Origin of the sequence: Paenibacillus sp. FSL E2-8871 (genome assembly GCF_038000345.1) — a bacterium.
Classification (GTDB): domain Bacteria; phylum Bacillota; class Bacilli; order Paenibacillales; family Paenibacillaceae; genus Paenibacillus_AQ.
The window spans coordinates 5,817,565-5,836,516 of sequence record NZ_JBBOBV010000001.1 but is presented as its reverse complement, the minus strand read 5'-3'; the positions used below and the strand labels follow the sequence as shown (position 1 = coordinate 5,836,516).

Sequence of the window (18,952 nt, the reverse complement as noted above, 5' to 3'; positions counted from 1 at the left end):
TTAAATTACTTCACGATATGAGTGCCTGCCTGTTCATTGATCGCATCTTTCAAGCTTTCCGGATTCGTAATAATAACTCGCGTTCCGCTGTTCTCTAAGAAGCTTAAACTTGCCTCGATTTTAGGCAGCATACTTCCTGCTGGGAAGTGATTTTCTAGCACATATTGTTTAGTCTCATTAACCGTCATTTTGGAAAGCTCTTTTTGATTCGGCTTACCATAGTTGATGCATACTCTAGACACTCCCGTTGTAATAATTAAGGTCTCCGCATGAATTTGCTCTGCTAAAAGACTCGTTGCAAAATCCTTATCGATGACTGCATCAACACCTTTGTACGTGTTATCATCAGACTTCACGACTGCGATACCTCCACCACCTGCAGCGACAACGACAAAGCCCCCGTCGATTAATGACTTAATCGCGTCTTTCTCCACAATATCTATAGGTCTTGGGGATGGAACTACTCTACGGTATCCTCTGCCAGAGTCTTCTACAAAGCTCCATTCCGGATGTTCTCTTTTCATTTCTTCCGCTTGCTCTTTGGAAAAGAAGGATCCTACTGGTTTCGTCGGATTCTTGAAATTAGGGTCTTCTGAGCTTACTTCGACTTGTGTAATCACCGTAGCCACATTCTTGTGTATCCCTCTAACTGCAAATTCGTTAATTAAAGCTTGTTGAATTAAATAACCGATTCCACCTTGTGTATCGGCTCCACAATTCACTAGTGGAACAGGAGACATGCCGGCAATTTCATGTGCAATCTCAGATCTTCTTAGCCCAAATCCTACCTGTGGTCCATTACCGTGTGTAACGACGACATTGTAGCCCTCTTGCACCATATCAACAATATTAACGACAACTTCTTTTACTGCTTCAGATTGGTCATGAATTGAATCCAGGCCATTTTCCTTGACCAATGAGTTCCCGCCAATAGCAACGATTACAGTCTCTTTCATCTGATGCCTCCTATGTTGCAATTCTTATGCGCTAACCGAGTAACTCAAGAGATTGCTTTTTGTGTGAGTGGTATAACGGATTTGTTGGATCATTTTTAATTGCGTTCTCGATAGCCTCAATGGCCTCTTTATGCTTACCAAGCGATCTTAGACTGTTCGCCTTATGGAAGGAGAAGTCATATCTATTCGGCTGAAGCGCTAGCAACTTATCCATCTCGATAACTGCTCCTTGGTGTCGCCCAAGTTCTCTTAAATAATTGGATTTGTGGTAGCGATAGAACGTTTCATTAGGCGCCAGCTCACAGGCTTTATCATATTCCTGAAGAGCTTCCTCCGGTTTTTTCCACAGTCTTAAACAATTCGCTGTATAGAAATAAAATTCTAAATTAGTAGGTTCAATAGATAAAACGCTTTCATAGCATTGAAGTGCCTCTTCGTATCTCTTTAATTCCTGCAAGAAATAACCTTTATAATAGATGAAATCCAGGTTGTCAGCATCTACTTCCAGCGCCCTGCCTATGACAGATATAGCTTCTTCATATTGATCGTTGTTAGCGAGAGCCTTTGCCTGCTTCACATATTCATTATTTTCTTGGAAGCTTTGTTCTAGAATCTTCACGACTTTATGCTGACCGTTCTCTTCAGCACGTTGTAGGGATGAGAGCCCATCTCGATCAGGCAAATGCACATCTGCCCCTGCATGAACAAGCGCTTCAATAATGTCAGAATATAGTCTTCCGCCATTCCCCAATATGACTGCTTCAAGTAGGGCTGACCAGCCTAAGTCGTTGACATGATTCACTGGAACCCCAGCACCAATACACACTTCTACTGTTTTTAAATAGCCCTTTTCGCTCGATGGTAACAGCGCTGTACCTCCAAATCGATTCACGCTCTTCAAATCAGCTCCACCAGTAATCATGAGACGCAGGATTTCATAAAAGCCATTTGCTGCTGAGCAAATAAACGGTGAGAGTTGTGTAATATCTCTAGTGTTCACGTCACTTCCTGCTTCTATTAATCTTTTAGCAATCGCGATTTGATTGTTTTGAGTTGCCGCCATTAACGCTGTTCGCCCTGCAGCATCTTTATAATCAACACTGGCACCTTCGCCTAATAGTTTCTCAACAGAAGCCAGTTCTCCCTGTTCACTCGCCTCAATAAGTTTTGTATTCAAGGATAGACTATCCAAAATTGTTCACTCCTTCACAGCCTAGCACGAAGATGTTCGTCTAGTTCGAAATAAGAATGGTGGGCTAAGCAAGTTAGCCCTCTTCTTATTTAATATTTTCACTTAATGCAAGTAATGCTTGTTCAAATGCTTCGATTGGAGGGTTAACGATACCTGCACCAATCATTCCAATCCCCGCATCTTTATGTGCAATGGCTGTATTAATAATCGGCATAATTCCTGTTTGGATGACTTTTTGAATATCAATACCTGTTGGAATCCCTATAAAGTCAAGCATTGGAATCGTCACGTTAGGATTTTCAGTGGTTGTGATTTCCGCCATTTTTGTGGTGTAGCTGATTGCATCATCAACGGTACCCCCCACAAGCGAAACAATAGCCGGTGCAGTTGCCATAGCAAATCCGCCAATTCCATAGGTCTCCGTAATCGCACTGTCACCAATATCAAGACCAGAATCCTCAGGTTTGTAACCAGCGAACATAGGACCAATTACTTGTTGTGCAGGACCTGTAAACCACACGTTTCCAGCGATTCCACTCACGCGGATACCGAATTCCACTCCGTTACGAGCCATTGTGGTAACAATGGTACTATTCTCAATACCATGCGCAGCATCAAGGGCACATTTACAAAGCGCCATCCATGTCGGACCCGAGAAATAATCGCTGCTGCTAACGAATTCAAATACTTCTTTTTTCTGTTCAACAGTGAAATCGGTTTGGATAATATAAGGCGTTAGTGCTTGAATGAGCAGGGTTGTTCCAGCTACATTTCGGTTATGACACTCGTCCCCCATATGAAGGGCTTGTGAGAGCATTAGGCGCAAGTCAATCCCATTTGGATTAAGTTTCATCGCATCTCTTAAAATAGGACCCAATACATCTCGCATCCAAATCAAACGCTGGATAACACTCTCGTCATTGGCACCCATACGAAGGATTTTGGACATTTGTTCACTTAAATTTGTATAGGCAATATTTCCATAAGTTTTATTCTCAACAATATGCATAAACATGGAAGCCGATGTTACACCTGCCATGGAACCAACACAGTTATGTTCATGACATGGCGAGAAAATAATCTCTCCAGACTCGGCTAGTACAGCTGCTGCTTCAATATTGGGGGCAAGTCCTTCAAATACAATAGCCCCTGTTACCGCACCTTTCATCGGACCATTCATTCGTTCCCAAGTGATTGGCGGGCCAGCATGTAAAATCGTATTTTTCGTCATACCAGGAACCACATTGATCGCTTGGTCAAAGCCAATCAGTACCGGTTGCGAGTTAATAATTCGCTCAACAGCCTCTTTGTTAGCAGCTTCAATCTTATCTGTAACACTTGGGTCTTCAAGCTTATCCAGCGCAGCAATTAATTCTGGATTCCCTCTGCCTGGCGGCGTCCACTCCAAGTGAGTTACATTCGCGTTTTGTTTTAACAAATCATCTCTAAAGTTCGCAATGCCTACATTTATGACATTTAGTTTATTCGTAAAAAGTTCATTGATTTTACTCATGACTATTCTCCTTTCACAACGAATTCTCTTGCTAGTAGACCTGCGTTCTGACTGCTGCTAGCATGTGTAGCACCAGAAGCTAACAATTTATTTATTTGACCTTCAATATTTTGACTATCTAGCTCTGTTCCAAGAATGTATCCAATAATCTCTAGATGTCTTCCTTCATCTTCAGCGGCTTGCTTCGCTTCGATAATCGCTGGAAGCATTGCGCCTACAGGATCTTCGTGCGCTCCGAAGCCTAGAACAAAGTCCATCACAATAACACCGACAGAAGGATCTTTTGCTTCTTGAATAAATCTTTCAATCCGAGTGGATGGATCTATCATTGGATGTGGTTTGCCTTGTGTAAATTGGTCGTCTCCGAAGTCAATAAAGGTATGATCTTGGCTTACTCTAACATCTTTTAAGCGATATTCAGGATCTCTCTGAATGTTACTGTAGACATTATCGAATTTCTCCATAGCAATGTGCATCGCTTCATCACAGAGCGTACCGCCACTGAATAGTCCACGGATATATTTTTGCTGAGGATTTAACTTCGCACGCACTTCTTCAATAAGCGGAAGATTTAACGCACGTTTGTTAAGCTTCGATTCGTCTGCTCCAGCTAAAAGTACCGCTTTAAGTGCCGCTTCTTTTGACATTTTTGCAAAATGACCGCCAGCTTGGGTGACCTTTTCTTCATTCCCACCCACAAACCAAACCACGACTGGTTTCTTACATTGTTTAATTTGTGCAAGTACTTTCTCTTCTACACTTGGTGCTGGTGGTTTAGATACGAGAACAATAACCTTTGTTGCATCGTCCTCTTCTAACGCTTTAATTCCGGCCAGCATCATAATGCCGCCAACCTCTTCACTTAGATCTCTACCGCCTGTACCTATCAACTGTGTGATTCCACCGCCAAATTCATGAATACGAACCGTTACCTCTTGGCTACCTGTTCCTGATGCGCCAACGATCCCTATATTGCCTTTTCTCACGGCATTCGCAAAGCACAAAGCGACATTACCAATAATCGCAGTTCCACAGTCTGGCCCCATCATTAGCAAGCCTTTTTCTTGGGCTAAAGTCTTTAATTCAATTTCATCTTCAATACTTACATTGTCGCTAAACAGCATGACGTGAAGATTATTTTCAAGAGCTTTTCTTGCTTCTCTAGGAGCGTAGCTCCCATTTACGGCAATAATCGCTAAGTTAGCTTCAGGAGTACCGTTTACAGCTGAGGTAATTGTTGAGTATTTAACCTCACTCTTTCCTTTAGAGGAATCTTTCTTTTTCGTTAACAAATCATTGATGCTTTCGAAAGCACCCTCACATAGTTCTTCAGAGGCAGCCTTCACAATAATCACTAAATCACTTGTTTTGGCACTTTCTACTTCAGGGGTCATCAAGCCCACATTTCTAATGACCTCTTTATTCATTTCAGTACCCATTGCAATAATGGCTTGTTCTACGATTTCGATCTGATTCGCTTTTGTTGAGAGTGACATCAAAGATACGGAATCGATATAAGTGTTTGGTTTTACTAAAACTTGTACAGTCATATTTGTACCTCCCATTTACATGTTCATTTCCAGCCCTGCAATAATTCCTAGGGCTATATCTGTACCCGACGTGGAGCCTATAGCCAATACCCTACGTAAAGATGAGATTAATTCTTCTTCACTACCTCTAAATAAAGCCTCCATTAAATCAATAATGGACTCTCTTACCTGGCCTGCGGCTGCTTTTGCTAATGCCATATAGCTGATATCATTGGTTAAAGCTTTCGCATGTAAGACGACTTCTTCACAAAACGAATGGTGTGAAAAGTATTGATGATTCTCGATGCCCATGACGGTAAACAATCCCACCAAGAAATCATCACCGGCTGGCGTTAAGCCTGGTCCAAGGCCTATGAGCGAAGTTGCATGTGTGATTGCAGTAGAGATTCGCTTGTTTTGCAATTCCGATACAAGTAACTGCGTCCGTTCATGAAGCATTCTAGACATTTCATCGTCAAAAGGATTGCCGCTCTTGAAAGCCCTTTCAATTCTGCTGTTATTTCCGTGAAGTTTGATATATTGCTTCATGGTGGATACATTCATTATTAAGACATCAGCTTCTGAAGGATATTTAGGCAGTTTACAATTCCATCTCTTAACACCATTCATTGTGATAGACATCTTATTAGCAATTGATAAAACGGAATGATCTGAACTTACAATGTCATTCACCCTGATATCTGCTTCTTCAAAGTGTTCTAAGTCAATAATAAGTGTATTAGGAGCGTTATCGATTCCCTTACACGCAATAGTATACAAATCTCCACGATCCAAACATTGAATATTGATTGTGCGATTAAACGTGCTATGAACAAAACCATGAAACTTATGATGAATGATTCGTTGAATAAAATCGCCATCACCGGATTTCGCAAACCTCACTAGAGTCACCTCTGTTTTAATTCCTTATATTTTAAAAAAAGGTGATTGACCTCCTTTTCACTTCAACAGATGGATGAATGCATTGAATAATATGATTTGGTTACATCATACAAAGGTAACGACGAGCGTAACTACCTTACGCACTTAATATATAATATACTGGTAGGGATCGTCATCGTTTAAGCGAACCAAAAAGAGTGCATCCTATTTGTGCATGTTATACAAGCGAATGTGTTAAAAGTGTGTCTGAGGAGCGTGCCAAAAATTGCTAACTGTTAAAGACTTAATGAAGATCAAGGCTATAGAGGGAATAAAAATTGTTGCTGGAGAACAAGGCATTGATAAATCCATATCCATCGTTAACATTATTGAGAATCCTGACGCCTTTGACTGGCTTTCACCTAACGAACTACTCTTATCAACAGGCTACATTTTTAAAAATAATGCAGAACTACAAAATCGAATTATTAAGGAACTTGCGGAGCTGAACTGTTCAGGATTGGTTGTAAAAATGAAACGGTACTTTGACAAGCTTCCTCAGAACATGATTGATGAAGCCAATAAGTATGGGTTGCCCCTTTTAGAACTGCCCTTTGAATACACACTCTCTAACATGATCTCGATCATTAATGAGAAGGTTTCCGGAAGATATGATTTGCTCAATAGAAAGACTTTAGATATACATAACTTGTTCTTCAAAATCACCCTCGAAGGCGGTGGTATTGCCAAAATAACTTCCATGTTATCCGAAACGATTAGTAATCCTATTATTGTCGTAGACAAGGATTGGCGATTATTGCATCACACTGAACATGCTAAGAACAACAGTCCTCTTGAGTATTATCTTGATTTTTCAAATCGACAGCCTGTTTTTAATAAAGCATTCATCGATACTATTCCTACCAATCTAAATGAAATGAAAAAGTCTATTAAGAGGACCTATCATTCAGAAGGTGCAGAAATAAAATGTCGAGTGATTCCTGTCGCTGCTTCTAACTATATTTATGGCTATATTGTGATTTGGCAGACAGTGCAAGAGCTATCAGAATTTGATTACATTATTTTGCAGCAAGCCTCCACCATCATGGCACTCGAGCTGATCAAAGCAAAGGAAATTAGCGAACTTGAAATAAGAATTAAGCAGGACTCCATTGATGATTTACTTTCGGGGAAAATATCATCCCATGAAGCGCTGCAAACCTTATGTTATTTACATGGATTAAATCCAAGTTATATGTATTACAGTATGGTGATAAATATTGAAATGAATGAAGCAGACAAGTTTGAAGATATGATTATCGGAAAGTACAAAATGGAGTCTATTGCAAAAAAATGTGTGGACATCATTTATGACTTGTCGCATAAAGCGATTGGAGAAATAAAGTGCTTTTATAGAAATAATAGAGTCATCATTCTAGTAGGGCAAAATGAAGAAAGACCTCCTGTTGCGATTAGTGATGCCAAGTTATATGCAAATGAACTGCTTGAGGTACTTATTGATAGAACGAAGGAAACACTCCTAATAGGCATTGGTCAGCAATACAGTACAATCAGCTCGCTGCATAATAGCTTTTCTGAGGCGAACGAAATGATTAAATTGATGCAACAAAAAAACCTTCAAAACAAGGTCTCACATTTCGAAGATTATTCGGTTTACCATCTGTTGGAAGCTAATATCAAAGTCGTTGCCTTAGAAGAATTTTTTCGGAAGTGTCTAGGTAAAGTGTATGATCATGATCAATTACATGGTACAAGCTACATGTTAACTTTAGAAAATTACTTTATTAACAATCTGAATGTCACCGAAACTTCAAAGGCTATGTTTTTACACAGAAACACACTTATCTATCGCATTGAGAAAATAAAGGAAATCCTAAATCTGGACTTAAAGCATTCAGAAGAATTACTACGAATTCAAATAGCGCTAAAGATATTTAGTATTTTAAATAAAACGATTTAAAAAAACTCCCCATACAGCAGCAGGGTTCATTATTACACCTGTCTACTACATGGGGAGTCTTTTTTATACATACTTATCTCGGCCAGACAACATTCCAAACGTTGTAACTACTCCAGAGATAACGATCAGTGTGATCAGTGGAATCGTCCACACTTGGGTCATATCGTATAAATAACCGATCAATATAGGTCCTATGGCTGCAAGCATATATCCAGTGGATTGAGCCATTCCAGATAATTCTGCAGCTTGATTTCCGTTTCGGGCACGAATTCCGATATAACTTAGCGCCAATGGGAAATTCCCTCCCAAAGCGATACCAATTAAGATAATACTTAGGATCATTATGGGGTAAGATGAGCCCATCCATAGGCCACCATAACCAACAATGGAGCACATGCCTAATGCGAATGCAATCCATACTTGAGAGCGTAGTCGTCCTGCAAGAATAGGAACAAGAAAACTAACAGGTACGCCAACAATTTGTGTGAAGGATAATAACCAGCCTGCTGTACCCCTACTTATGCCATAGTTATATAAGATTTCAGGTAACCAAGACATCGTTATATAAAATAATGAAGACTGAAATCCCATGAATAGCGCTATTTTCCAAGCGAGTGGTGAACGCCAGATTTGCTTAGCACTGATCCTTACACTTTTTACTGCATTATCTTTGGCTGGATTTAATCTAATTAGAAGGATCCATACCACAATCGCTATGATTGTCGGAATTCCCCATACGATTAAGGCTCCGTCCCACCCAAGCTTCAGACCATGGGCTAGAGGAATACTAATACCTGATGCTAACGATGCGAACAATCCCATTGAAGTGGAATAGATACTTGTCATTAGACCGAACTTTTGTGGGAATTTCTCCTTCACAACTACCGGCAATAGAACATTTCCGATGGCTATACCTACTCCAATCAATAGCGTACCAACGAAAATAAAGAGTGTCATTGAAATGGAACGAATTGAAATACCGACCAAAAGAATAACCAAACCTAACAATAGCGTCTTCTCGTTGGATAAACGAGCAGCGATTCTAGGAACGAGAGACGACATAACAGCGAAGGAGATCAAAGGTATACTCATTAATAAACCTGCACTCCAGTGTGCAAGCCCTACATCCTCTTGAATAATTCCCACTAGTGGACCAACCGATGTAATAGCGGGCCGTAAATTAAAGGCTACCAGAACAATCCCCGTAATAAGTAAAATAATATATAACGAATTCTTGTTGTCTTGTGTCTGTGGTGAATGCAAAAACTAAATCTCCCCTCAAGTAATCAAAGCTACGCAAATGATCTTCAGAATGTAGCATTAGTTATAACATATAAGAAAGTAGTTTAAAAGTATAAAGTAGCAAGGAGGCGTGCCCGTTTCGCATACAAAGAGATAAAAGCGGAAGCGTTCACCTAAGCGAACACGTTAATCCTAATTAAAAGACAAAGCTGTACCAAGTAGCCATTTTCATGACTTTGGTACAGCTTCTTTGTGCTGATTTTATGTTTAGATTTCGTACCACTTGATCTCATTCGCTTCCAGCTTGAGTGAGAAGCTAGAGCCATCACCACGATAAACGACAGTTTCCTGTGGCTCATAAGTGTTGTTCACGACGCAGTATTTACCATTTTTAACATAGGCATGAACCTCAACATTATAGTTTTCACTGAACCAGCGATTTAGCTCGTGGTCGCTGTGAGTGCTCCAGAGAATTGCACGGTAAAGTAAGCGACTGTTCTCAAAACTATAAGGCAATCCACTGATGTAGACAGATCGTCCACTACCGAATTCATTCACTGCAAGTTGAACTTCTTTATCAACCTGACGAAGGACAGTGGTGCCTTCGAGAGCGAATATATTCTTCTTTCCTTCACCGAAATCGATAATCTTCTTTCCTTTATCATCTACTCCGAAGTCTTCAGTAATAAAATGATCCTGCTCTTCCCAGTTATATTTATCATAACCGAGAGTGAATCCTTTTTCTTGCTCTACACCGAGGATGCTTGCAAGCTGGAAGTACCTTCCGTTCGCTTGATGAGCTGCGGGTTCGCCCACTCCAATGAATCCTCCGCCCTCATGAACAAATTGCTTCACTGCTGTTACAATATCTGTATCCAGCCACCAATCCCCACCTGTGTAGGCCGTATCGCCATCCCCTACATTCAAAATGACATCGATTCCTTTAAGGATAGAGGGGTCATTCTTAATATCATCAAAGCTAATGAATTTGACATCAAAGGGTGCACCAGATAACGTCTCTATGATCCCTGCATAGCTATAATTTTGTTTTTGATAAAGGGCATGATGAACCATATGATTACCCCATGCACGCATTTTACCCCAGCAGTTGAGTACTGCAACGGTTTTGACACTGTACGGTGTTGTTCCGTGTACATTATCATACAAAGTACGGAATTCATCACACACACTCTCGATGTAGCTCATGAAATCCGGAAAATCCAGTGCCAGCTTCAAATATCCACCATAACCAATTCGGTCAATCGGCTTACGAAGGATCGCTCGTCTTGCTGTGACCCAGTTTACTTTGGCTTCACGTACAGGATCTCCACCCTCATAGAACGTATCCGGGAAGAAATACGGTAGGAAACGTCCCTCTGTATAATTCACACCAGGTATATCGCTAATCAGCCGAAGGGTGGAACCATTGCCTACACTACCGACAACAGCATCTACCCCAATCGATGAGAACTCTTCCATAAATGGCTCGGTACCAATCCAGTGATCACCAAGAAACATCATGGCTGTCTTTCCATATTCGTGAGTAATATCGACTAATTCCTTAGCAAGCACGGCGACCTCACGCCGCTGAAATGCCTGAAAGTCTTGGAACTCCTTGGTCGGAATGCGATAGTTATTATTATAGTAGCCCTGATCAATGATATATTCGGCTCTAAACGGATAGCCCATCTCTTGTTCAAATTGTTCAAGAATATAAGGACTAACCGATGCTGAATAACCATACCAATCCACATATTTCTCACGTGCAAGCTCATCGAAGACGAGTGTGAATTGGTGGAAGAAAGTCGTAAATCGAATGACATTGACATATGGATGTTCATCAATAAATTGACGTAGTCGTTGCATTGTGAACTCACGCGACTTCGGTTGGCGAACATCAAAGGTGATCTGAGGCTCAACATTTTCCCAACCATTCGTGACCGCATTGTACATATGAACGGGATCCCACATAATATAGGCTAGAAAACTAACCGTGTAATCGTGGAAGGGACTTGCTTGAATAATAACACTGCCCGTTTCTTCGTTATAGCTCCATTGCTCAGTCGATAGCACATCTCCTGTGGTACGATCGATAACTTCCCACCAGCGCTTGATATCGTCACGAGTATTCACTTTCAGCATATCTGGATAAAGTCCCTTCATTAAAGGGATAATTAGACTAGAGCCTTCAGCTGTATAAAAAGGCGTCATAAGATACATCTGCTGGATTTCATCCGAATTTGCTTTTGCCCATCCATTTTCTTTACGAGTGGTATAGTAAGTAGAATACACCTTAGCATCGATATCCCGTAATTCTGCGGGAAAGTCAGTACCATCGCAATCACGTACTGCATCCGCGCCCCAGCGCTTCATAACTTCTATCGTTTCAGGAATAACATCCAGATCTGTGGGTATCGTGACCCGTCCTTTGTTCATCTTTCATAACTCTCCCTTTACTTAAATTTCCGATTATAGAACCAGAGAAGACCTATTAGAAGTGCCAGCCCCAGTAGCATAATTCCGAGCCCGGGTGCACCAATATTTTTTTGCCCAATAATAACGAGTACTAGCGCGAAGATGAAGACAATCAGCATCAACAAATTGCGTAACGGATTACTCATGGTATCACCTTAACCTTTCAACCCGCCCATGGTCATGCCTTGGGTAAGCTTCTTTTGTACTAACATATAAAGAATAAGGGTTGGCAGCATGACTATTACTAGACCTGCATACATTTGTCCATATTCGACAGCTGATTTCTGAGCAGCCATGAGATTCATTAAACCAACTGGTAATGTTCGAAGTCCTGGCTTCGTCAGTAAAGTCATCGAAATGATATATTCGTTCCAGAAGGAGAGGAAATTAAACAAGATAACCGTTACAATGCTAGGTTTAGCCATTGGCATAATAACCTGCACCATCGTTCGGAAATAGCTTGCACCATCTACAGAAGCAGCTTCTTCAAATTCCCTAGGTAATGATTTAAAGTAGCCCCCCAATAGATAAATCGTGAACGGAAGCGCCATTGCAGCATAGACAAGTGCCAGAATGAATAAATTATTCAGGAGTATCGGCTGTCCAAATAAATTGCGAGCGACCTTGTCACCGTTATTGAGCATAAGGAAGATCGGAACAACAATATAATTCACATTGATAAATAATCCTGCCATAAACATCAAATTCAAGATGACGCTTCCCTTGAATTTATAACGTGCAAGCACATATGCAGCAGGTAAGGCAATGACCAGCAGAAGCGCGATCGCAATCACAGTTACGATTACGGAGTTGAACATGTAACTGCCCATCTTAGCTTTCTGCCAAGCATCCGCGAAGTTTTGTAGATAAATTCCTTTTGGAAGAGCCCAAGGATTAGCATAAAACTCTACATTCTGTTTGATGGAGGCCATAAACGCCCAAGCTACAGGGACGATGATGATAATTGCTAGTAGGATCAGCACAACATAGATGAGGACCTTATACAACTTATCGCCGGCTCCATGATGTGTGAGATTATTATTATTCAAGTTGTCCCCTCCTTAATATTCCAAATGTTCACGTCTAGTGACTGCGTTTAGGATAGCAGCTAGTGCGAATGAGAACAGGAACACAATTACACCGATTGCCATACCGTAACCATACGAAGAGTTGGTATACGCCTCTTTGTACATATAGCTCAAGAATACCTCAGTAGAACCGTCAGGCCCGCCTCCGGTCATCGCCACAACAAATAGGAAGCTCATATTGATTGTGCTGATGACGAAAAAGGTAAGGGTTGTACGGATATTTGTCCAGATTAAAGGGATCGTAATAGTGAAGAATTGATGTATCCTACTTGCACCTTCAAGGTCAGCGGATTCATATAAGCTTTCAGGGATATTTGCCATACTTGCCATATACATAACCATGTAATAACCGATAGCCTGCCAGATCATAGCGCCTGCGAGTGAGAAAATAACGATTTTCTGATCACCCAACCAAAGTGTTGGGTCTGATGTTGCTTCGCGGAATAAATTTAAGAATGCATTTAGCAGTCCGCTATTTGGATCATAAATTGCAGAGAATATTGCACTGATAACAACAACAGATAGAATGTTCGGGATGTAGAAGATAACTCGTAATACATTTTGTCCTTTTAGATTTTCTCGTGAAAGCATGGACGCGAACACTAGAGCAAAAGCAAACGTAATGATCGTAACTAAAATGATAAGTAGAAGACTGTTCTGAAACGCTTGATAAAATTTATCACTTTGAAAAAGCTTCTCGAAATTTTGCAGCCCTACAAAGGTTTTGTCATCTGTGTATCCACCCCATTTGTACGTGGACATACGGAATACATTGATTGTAGGTATAATTAGAAAAACAACGAATAGGATTATGGCGGGAGCAATACAGAAGAAAATAAAACGCCCTTGTCCTTTCTTGATTTCCATTGGTCCATCTCCTTCTTAAGGTAAAAATAATGGTGGCAGCTTCGCGCATGCCACCATTGTTCACAGATTGAATTGGTATCCAGCATTGCCTTTAATTATTTCAACGCTCCACGTAACTGATCGCTTGCTTTCGTAATCGCTTCAACCCACTGTGCTTGTGTCTTAGCCTTAGTCACAAGGGAATCCACGGTACCAAATACGGTATCCGAAATACTTACCCCTTCAACCGGATCTGTTGTAGCAAATGCCCCCATAGCTGCCTTTGCACCACCATCATAGATGCTATAGAAGAGTTTATTGTCACCTTCCAATTTGCCTGCCATACCGTTAATAGGTTGGACTGCACCTACTTTAGCAAAAATGCCTGCTGCTTCATCTGAATAAAGATAAGCAATAAATTGTTTTGCAAGATCTGCATTTTTAGCTTTCGCAGGAACCCAGATTTGTTCAAAGAAGGTGTAGGAGTATCTATCACCACCAGCTTTTACAGCTGGTAGAGCAGTGAATCCCCATTTAAATCCTTCAGCACGAGGTGCTTGACCCATTTCACCAACAACCCATGTACCGTTTGGCATGAAGATAGCTTTGTTATCAAGAATAAGCTGTTGATTCTTAGTGAAGTTGTCTTTATTTCCATTCGCCGGAACTGTTTTTTCAGTATAGGAAGCTAACTTATTAATAATATCAAATGCTTGTGTTGCTTCTGGTGTTTGCCATATTCCTTCTGTGTAATGCGTCGCTTTGGTGAAGAAATCAGGACCCCCAACTTCGTTAAGCAAAGCATAGAAGAATGAATCGAAATAACCGGTCGTTGGATAGGAGAACAATGCAATTCCATCAGCCTTAGCTTTGTCTCCTAATGCCCACATTTCATCCCAAGTCGTAGGGACCGCCCAGCCTTTCTTCTCAAGTAAGTCAGCATTGTAGAACAGACCCGTTGGGCTATAGAACATTGGCATTAGGAAGGTTTTCCCATCACCATAAGGGTTCGTAATAGTTGTATCCGTAAACCCAGGAATAAGCTTGTCCTTTACGGTAGCACTCTCACCGGGAACAGTCATTGAAAGTACGTCTGTAAGATCAGTGAGGTTATTGTCCTTAATGAAGGTTTCTGTCAAACCTTTAGGCTGACCTACGGCAAGATGGATGACGTCAGGAAAATCTCCTGATTTCATACCAGGTCCGATAACATCTTCAAGGCTTTTGTCGATCGTTGATTCAACTTTCACACCAGGGTTAGCTTTTTCGAATCCAGAAATTACCTCTTTCCATACATCAGATCCGTAAGCGGTTTCTAAAGCGGCTAGCTTAAGAGTACGAGTTTCGGCAGTCGAATTAGAGTTCTTCGATGTGTTGGTGGCATCTGTAGATGTGGAACTAGAATTACTTTCAGTATTACCACCACAGGCCGCAAGACTTAGAGACAGTGCAGCTGTAAGTGCAAGGCTAAGAACTTTTCTCATAATAACCCTCCATATTTATCTTTTTATTGATGCTGTAAACCGCATACATAGGAGCTTTCTTACTCATTCATCTTATCCGATCGTTCGAGTTTCTTTCAACAAACATGTTGCCGTTCATTTTATATATCTTGCTTTATTAGAATTTTTTTATAAATTATTGACTATTTCAATTTATTGTTATGCAGTCTAGTAATTGTGGTAAAGTAAGCTTATATCAACGCAAAGGACTGACCTTATTTGGGAAATGTACGTTATTCGCTACCTGGTAAAGGACGTGGAGAAATTCCCGCCAAGTTAATCTATGTCAGTTCCTCTATTTATGAAGGTGATTGGTACAGCATGCGTCATTCTCATAATTTTTCCGAGCTTTTTTATGTCCGAAGCGGGCGGGGAAACTTCATTGTAGAGGATGAAATCTATCCAGTGAAGCAAGACGATCTAGTTATTGTGAACCCGAATGTGGAGCATACCGAGCTATCGGTTAGTAGTGATCCACTTGAATATGTCGTGCTTGCGGTTGAGGGGATGAGCTTTGACTTTGGCGATCGAAGTGCTAGCCGTAATCATGAGATCATCAATTATCGTAATCAGAGGGATGAGTTATTCTTCTATTTCAACGCCATGCTTCGGGAAACGGAAAATAAAGATGCAAACTATGAGGCCATTTGTCAAAACTTACTAGAGGTTGTAGTCACTATATTAATGAGAAACTCTGGCCATCCATTTTCCGTCGTGGCTACTCAAAAGGCTAACAAGGTATGTAGCAGGATCAAACGTTATATTGACTCTAACTATTCAGAGGAGATTTCACTTGACTATCTGGCAGAAAAAGCACATTTCAGCAAGTATTATCTGGTGCATACCTTTGCAAAATATTATGGGATGTCACCCATCAATTATTTAATTGATGTCAGGCTTCGTGCCAGTAAGGAGTTACTAGAAACCACGGATCTCTCCATCTCTCAAATTGCGGAATCTACTGGTTTTTCTTCCCAAAGCTATTTCTCACAAAGCTTCCGCCGAAGCTGTAATCTAACTCCACGCGATTACCGACTTCAGACCAAGAGACGAGTTCAATGACGGGCGTAGAATTGTTTAATAATTCCGCGAAAAAATCCTGAAAATCCAAACAAAAAATTTATATCCCTCATGGAACAGCGCGCACCGATTGAGTATCGGCACGCGCTGTATTTCTAAGCTAGATAAAGAGAAATATTTAATTGTTTGATTTTCTCAATCCACTCTTCTGATAAACCTCTATCGGTTACAATCGCATCAAAATCATTTAACGAAGCAAAGTAAGTGGATTTAACCATATCAAACTTAGAGGAATCAATCACTAAAATTTTCTCAAGGGCACAATTAATTGCCGCATTCTTTGTGTCCACTTCACAACTGTTCGTGCAAGTAATGCCTAATTTAGCATTAACTCCAGCAGCAGAAATAAATGCTTTTGTTGTTCGTGTTCTACTTATTAAATCCAACCCTTCTCTGCTTTCAAACATTTGAAGTTCTGGACGGTAATGACCACCAATAAGAATAAAATCCTTAAATCCTTTTTTATGAATCTCAATTAATGCGTTCATAGTACAGCAAACAATTTCCACAGAATGATTTGACGGAATATGTTCGATGATTTGAGCGGTTGTTGTACCAATATCAATAAAAATAATATCGTTAGGCTCGATTAGTGAAGCTGCTAACTTACCTATATTATATTTTTCTGATGCTCGATTATTTTTTTGAGTTGTCAAATCATATTCATCTTGTTTATTCTCATTAGGGTCAGAACCATTATAAATAACCGCACCTGAAACAACTTGAACGATTTTATTTTCTTTTAGATATTTAATATCTCGGCGAACAGTCATTTCTGTGACATCAAGTTGATGTGAAAGTTCTTTGATGGATGCGCCACTTTTATTTTTTAGGATTGATACAATTGTATTTACTCTCTCTTGCTTATCCATACCGGTTCATCCTAACTACTAATAATAAAGTATAATTATCAGAATTATACCATATCTAATACCCCAATACTTCCTGCCCTTTTACAATTTTAACTATGGCACTAGTTCCTAAACGGTCTGCACCCAAATCGATAAATGCTTTAGCATCATCCAAAGAGCGAATGCCTCCAGCTGCTTTAATCTTCACATTCTGACCTATGTTCTGTGCAAACAGGCTGACATCCTCTTTAGTTGCTCCAGCTTTTGAAAATCCAGTGGATGTTTTGATATAATCAGCACCAGCTTTTGTAACAAGCTCACATACTTTCACTTTTTCCTCTTGGGTGAGCAAACAGGTTTCAACAATAACCTTTAATACTCTACTTCCACATGCATTTTTAATGGCACGTATTTCGTCGCAAACTTCCTCATAACGTCCACTTTTTAAGAAGCCCACATTGATTACCATATCAATTTCCGATGCTCCATTTGTAATTGCATCTGTTGCTTCAAATACTTTAACGGCTTGTGTACTATAACCATTCGGAAATCCGATAACTGTACATATTGCTATTTTGCCCTCTACATAATTTGCAGCTTCTCTAACATAAGCACTTGGGATGCAAACACTGGCCGTCTGGTATTTCATCGCATCATCACATAAATTCTTTATATCATCCCATGTAGCAGTAACATCAAGGAGGGTATGATCTACTTTTCCTAATATATCTTTAACGTCCATTCTGTTCACTTCTCCCTTAATAATTAATTATAAAACGTTTAAAATGTTAATATTCTAACAATTGTTATTGCACTACATGTAACTAGTTTTTCCATAGCCATTGAAGGTGAAGAACCGAGCTCTGGGTGCGTGCAACTGCAACTAATAAGTGCTCCTAATATGTATCGGTTTAAGTTGCAATTCCTCAGTTTCCGCTACAAATCAGGTTTCCCCCCAATAACTCACAGGAACAACTACTGTTCTGAATCACACTCCTCCTTCTAATAACTCCAGGATATTTCATTTGTTACATTACCAATATATATTGTTATATTAATAACATATGTTTGAATTATAACACAATTATGAATATAGTCAATTAAAGTAAAGTTGAAGCCCTTATTCGTGTCATACACCAATACATAGGCAGGAGCATAGACTTTAGGTATCTGTTAATTAGAGGTATCTAAGGAGGTTAATAAGTGGGATATTTTTACTTCAGAAATCCGTACTATGTGTGCCCATGTCGTAGTTTCCCCCCATTCCAACCAATGACTCCAGGTGGCATGCAATCAGGCGGACCCATGCCCATATATCCTGGAAGCGGCACCCAACAACCAGGAATGCAGACGCATTCTAGTGGTGGCCCAGTATTTGCATATCTAACCATCACTGATATTCAACCTTTCCTCGGAAAATGGGGGATTTTCACCTTAAGTAGTGGTCAAAAGGTTGTAGCCTATGTCAATACAGTTAATGCTGATTCAATTAGTGTGCTATTTGCAGATGGCAAAAGTGCTGTCATTGACGTAAAAATGATATCCATGGCCGAAGGGCCGTTTCCCACAATGCCAGCTACTCCTGGTAGTGGATCTGGCGGGGGACCTGGTAGTGGTTCCGGTAGTGGCTCTGGTAGCGGCCCTGGTAACTGCACTTGGAAAGAAATCCCCGGCCTTGGTTGGATTTGCATATAATAACTCACGATCCGTCTATGGAATTTTTCCTTCCGACGGATTTTTTGTGTTGTTTTACTAGATTACTAGTTGATATACGAAAAGGCCGCCGGATTATTTCCGACGACCTCTATAACTTCT

16 protein-coding genes are annotated in these 18,952 nt (G+C 40.4%); 3 read left to right on the top strand and 13 right to left on the bottom strand.

Going from position 1 to position 18,952, the window contains the following annotated elements:
• Positions 1–5 precede the first annotated feature (5 nt).
• The 5 genes from arcC to NYE25_RS26150 form a co-directional block, all read right to left on the bottom strand.
• Complete coding sequence (gene arcC / locus NYE25_RS26170) at positions 6–956, bottom strand: carbamate kinase (protein WP_076283959.1); 951 nt, start codon at positions 954–956, stop codon at positions 6–8.
• Between the two features lie 31 nt (positions 957–987).
• On the bottom strand, positions 988–2,148 hold the full coding sequence (locus tag NYE25_RS26165; protein WP_341147221.1) for an ankyrin repeat domain-containing protein: 1,161 nt from the start codon (positions 2,146–2,148) through the stop codon (positions 988–990).
• An 85-nt stretch (positions 2,149–2,233) separates the two neighbouring features.
• Positions 2,234–3,661 carry a YlbE family protein gene (locus tag NYE25_RS26160; RefSeq protein WP_234531227.1) on the bottom strand — a complete coding sequence of 476 codons (1,428 nt, stop codon included), beginning with the start codon at positions 3,659–3,661 and terminating at the stop codon, positions 2,234–2,236.
• A 2-nt stretch (positions 3,662–3,663) separates the two neighbouring features.
• Complete coding sequence (fdrA, locus tag NYE25_RS26155; protein ID WP_076283956.1) at positions 3,664–5,211, bottom strand: acyl-CoA synthetase FdrA; 1,548 nt, start codon at positions 5,209–5,211, stop codon at positions 3,664–3,666.
• Positions 5,212–5,226: 15 nt separating this feature from the next.
• Complete coding sequence (locus NYE25_RS26150; protein WP_341147220.1) at positions 5,227–6,093, bottom strand: DUF2877 domain-containing protein; 867 nt, start codon at positions 6,091–6,093, stop codon at positions 5,227–5,229.
• A gap of 265 nt (positions 6,094–6,358) precedes the next feature.
• Here NYE25_RS26150 and NYE25_RS26145 point away from each other — a divergent pair, with 265 nt between their 5' ends.
• Positions 6,359–8,053, top strand: a complete 1,695-nt coding sequence (locus tag NYE25_RS26145) for a PucR family transcriptional regulator (RefSeq protein WP_341147219.1) — start codon at positions 6,359–6,361, stop codon at positions 8,051–8,053.
• Positions 8,054–8,116: 63 nt separating this feature from the next.
• Here NYE25_RS26145 and NYE25_RS26140 read toward each other — a convergent pair whose 3' ends face one another.
• The 6 genes from NYE25_RS26140 to NYE25_RS26115 all read right to left on the bottom strand — a co-directional run bounded on the left by NYE25_RS26140 (position 8,117) and on the right by NYE25_RS26115 (position 15,188).
• Positions 8,117–9,316, bottom strand: coding sequence for a CynX/NimT family MFS transporter (locus tag NYE25_RS26140; protein WP_341147218.1), 1,200 nt, complete (start codon positions 9,314–9,316; stop codon positions 8,117–8,119).
• Between the two features lie 246 nt (positions 9,317–9,562).
• Positions 9,563–11,731 (bottom strand): 1,3-beta-galactosyl-N-acetylhexosamine phosphorylase, encoded by a 2,169-nt coding sequence (gnpA, locus tag NYE25_RS26135; protein ID WP_076117996.1) that lies wholly within the window; start codon positions 11,729–11,731, stop codon positions 9,563–9,565.
• Positions 11,732–11,748: 17 nt separating this feature from the next.
• Complete coding sequence (locus tag NYE25_RS26130; protein ID WP_170880250.1) at positions 11,749–11,916, bottom strand: DUF6903 family protein; 168 nt, start codon at positions 11,914–11,916, stop codon at positions 11,749–11,751.
• Between the two features lie 9 nt (positions 11,917–11,925).
• On the bottom strand, positions 11,926–12,819 hold the full coding sequence (locus NYE25_RS26125) for a carbohydrate ABC transporter permease (RefSeq protein ID WP_341147217.1): 894 nt from the start codon (positions 12,817–12,819) through the stop codon (positions 11,926–11,928).
• A 12-nt stretch (positions 12,820–12,831) separates the two neighbouring features.
• Complete coding sequence (locus tag NYE25_RS26120; RefSeq protein WP_076283951.1) at positions 12,832–13,725, bottom strand: carbohydrate ABC transporter permease; 894 nt, start codon at positions 13,723–13,725, stop codon at positions 12,832–12,834.
• A gap of 95 nt (positions 13,726–13,820) precedes the next feature.
• A complete protein-coding gene (locus NYE25_RS26115; protein WP_076283950.1) occupies positions 13,821–15,188 on the bottom strand; it encodes a carbohydrate ABC transporter substrate-binding protein in 1,368 nt (455 codons plus the stop codon).
• 237 nt (positions 15,189–15,425) lie between these two features.
• Between NYE25_RS26115 and NYE25_RS26110 the strand changes: the two genes are divergently transcribed.
• Entirely contained in the window at positions 15,426–16,268 is an 843-nt protein-coding gene (locus NYE25_RS26110; protein ID WP_076283949.1) for an AraC family transcriptional regulator, read from the top strand.
• 113 nt (positions 16,269–16,381) lie between these two features.
• On the opposite strand, the gene NYE25_RS26105 is transcribed toward NYE25_RS26110, so the two are convergent.
• Both NYE25_RS26105 and deoC read right to left on the bottom strand, forming a co-directional pair.
• Positions 16,382–17,158: a DeoR/GlpR family DNA-binding transcription regulator gene (locus NYE25_RS26105; protein ID WP_042185310.1), complete on the bottom strand. Its 777-nt coding sequence runs from the start codon at positions 17,156–17,158 to the stop codon at positions 16,382–16,384.
• A gap of 55 nt (positions 17,159–17,213) precedes the next feature.
• Positions 17,214–17,879: a deoxyribose-phosphate aldolase gene (gene deoC, locus NYE25_RS26100; protein WP_076283948.1), complete on the bottom strand. Its 666-nt coding sequence runs from the start codon at positions 17,877–17,879 to the stop codon at positions 17,214–17,216.
• A 563-nt stretch (positions 17,880–18,442) separates the two neighbouring features.
• Between deoC and NYE25_RS26095 the strand changes: the two genes are divergently transcribed.
• Positions 18,443–18,832: a hypothetical protein gene (locus NYE25_RS26095; RefSeq protein ID WP_341049997.1), complete on the top strand. Its 390-nt coding sequence runs from the start codon at positions 18,443–18,445 to the stop codon at positions 18,830–18,832.
• Positions 18,833–18,952 lie beyond the last annotated feature (120 nt).

Excerpts from the sequence above, each read along its gene's own strand:
- arcC (WP_076283959.1), bottom strand. The coding sequence starts at position 956 with ATGAAAGAGACTGTAATCGTTGCTATTGGCGGGAACTCATTGGTCAAG.
- NYE25_RS26160 (WP_234531227.1), bottom strand. The coding sequence starts at position 3,661 with ATGAGTAAAATCAATGAACTTTTTACGAATAAACTAAATGTCATAAAT.
- fdrA (WP_076283956.1), bottom strand. The coding sequence starts at position 5,211 with ATGACTGTACAAGTTTTAGTAAAACCAAACACTTATATCGATTCCGTA.
- gnpA (WP_076117996.1), bottom strand. The coding sequence starts at position 11,731 with ATGAACAAAGGACGGGTCACGATACCCACAGATCTGGATGTTATTCCT.
- NYE25_RS26130 (WP_170880250.1), bottom strand. The coding sequence starts at position 11,916 with ATGAGTAATCCGTTACGCAATTTGTTGATGCTGATTGTCTTCATCTTC.
- NYE25_RS26120 (WP_076283951.1), bottom strand. The coding sequence starts at position 13,725 with ATGGAAATCAAGAAAGGACAAGGGCGTTTTATTTTCTTCTGTATTGCT.
- NYE25_RS26115 (WP_076283950.1), bottom strand. The coding sequence starts at position 15,188 with ATGAGAAAAGTTCTTAGCCTTGCACTTACAGCTGCACTGTCTCTAAGT.
- NYE25_RS26105 (WP_042185310.1), bottom strand. The coding sequence starts at position 17,158 with ATGGATAAGCAAGAGAGAGTAAATACAATTGTATCAATCCTAAAAAAT.
- deoC (WP_076283948.1), bottom strand. The coding sequence starts at position 17,879 with ATGGACGTTAAAGATATATTAGGAAAAGTAGATCATACCCTCCTTGAT.
- NYE25_RS26095 (WP_341049997.1), top strand. The coding sequence starts at position 18,443 with ATGCCCATATATCCTGGAAGCGGCACCCAACAACCAGGAATGCAGACG.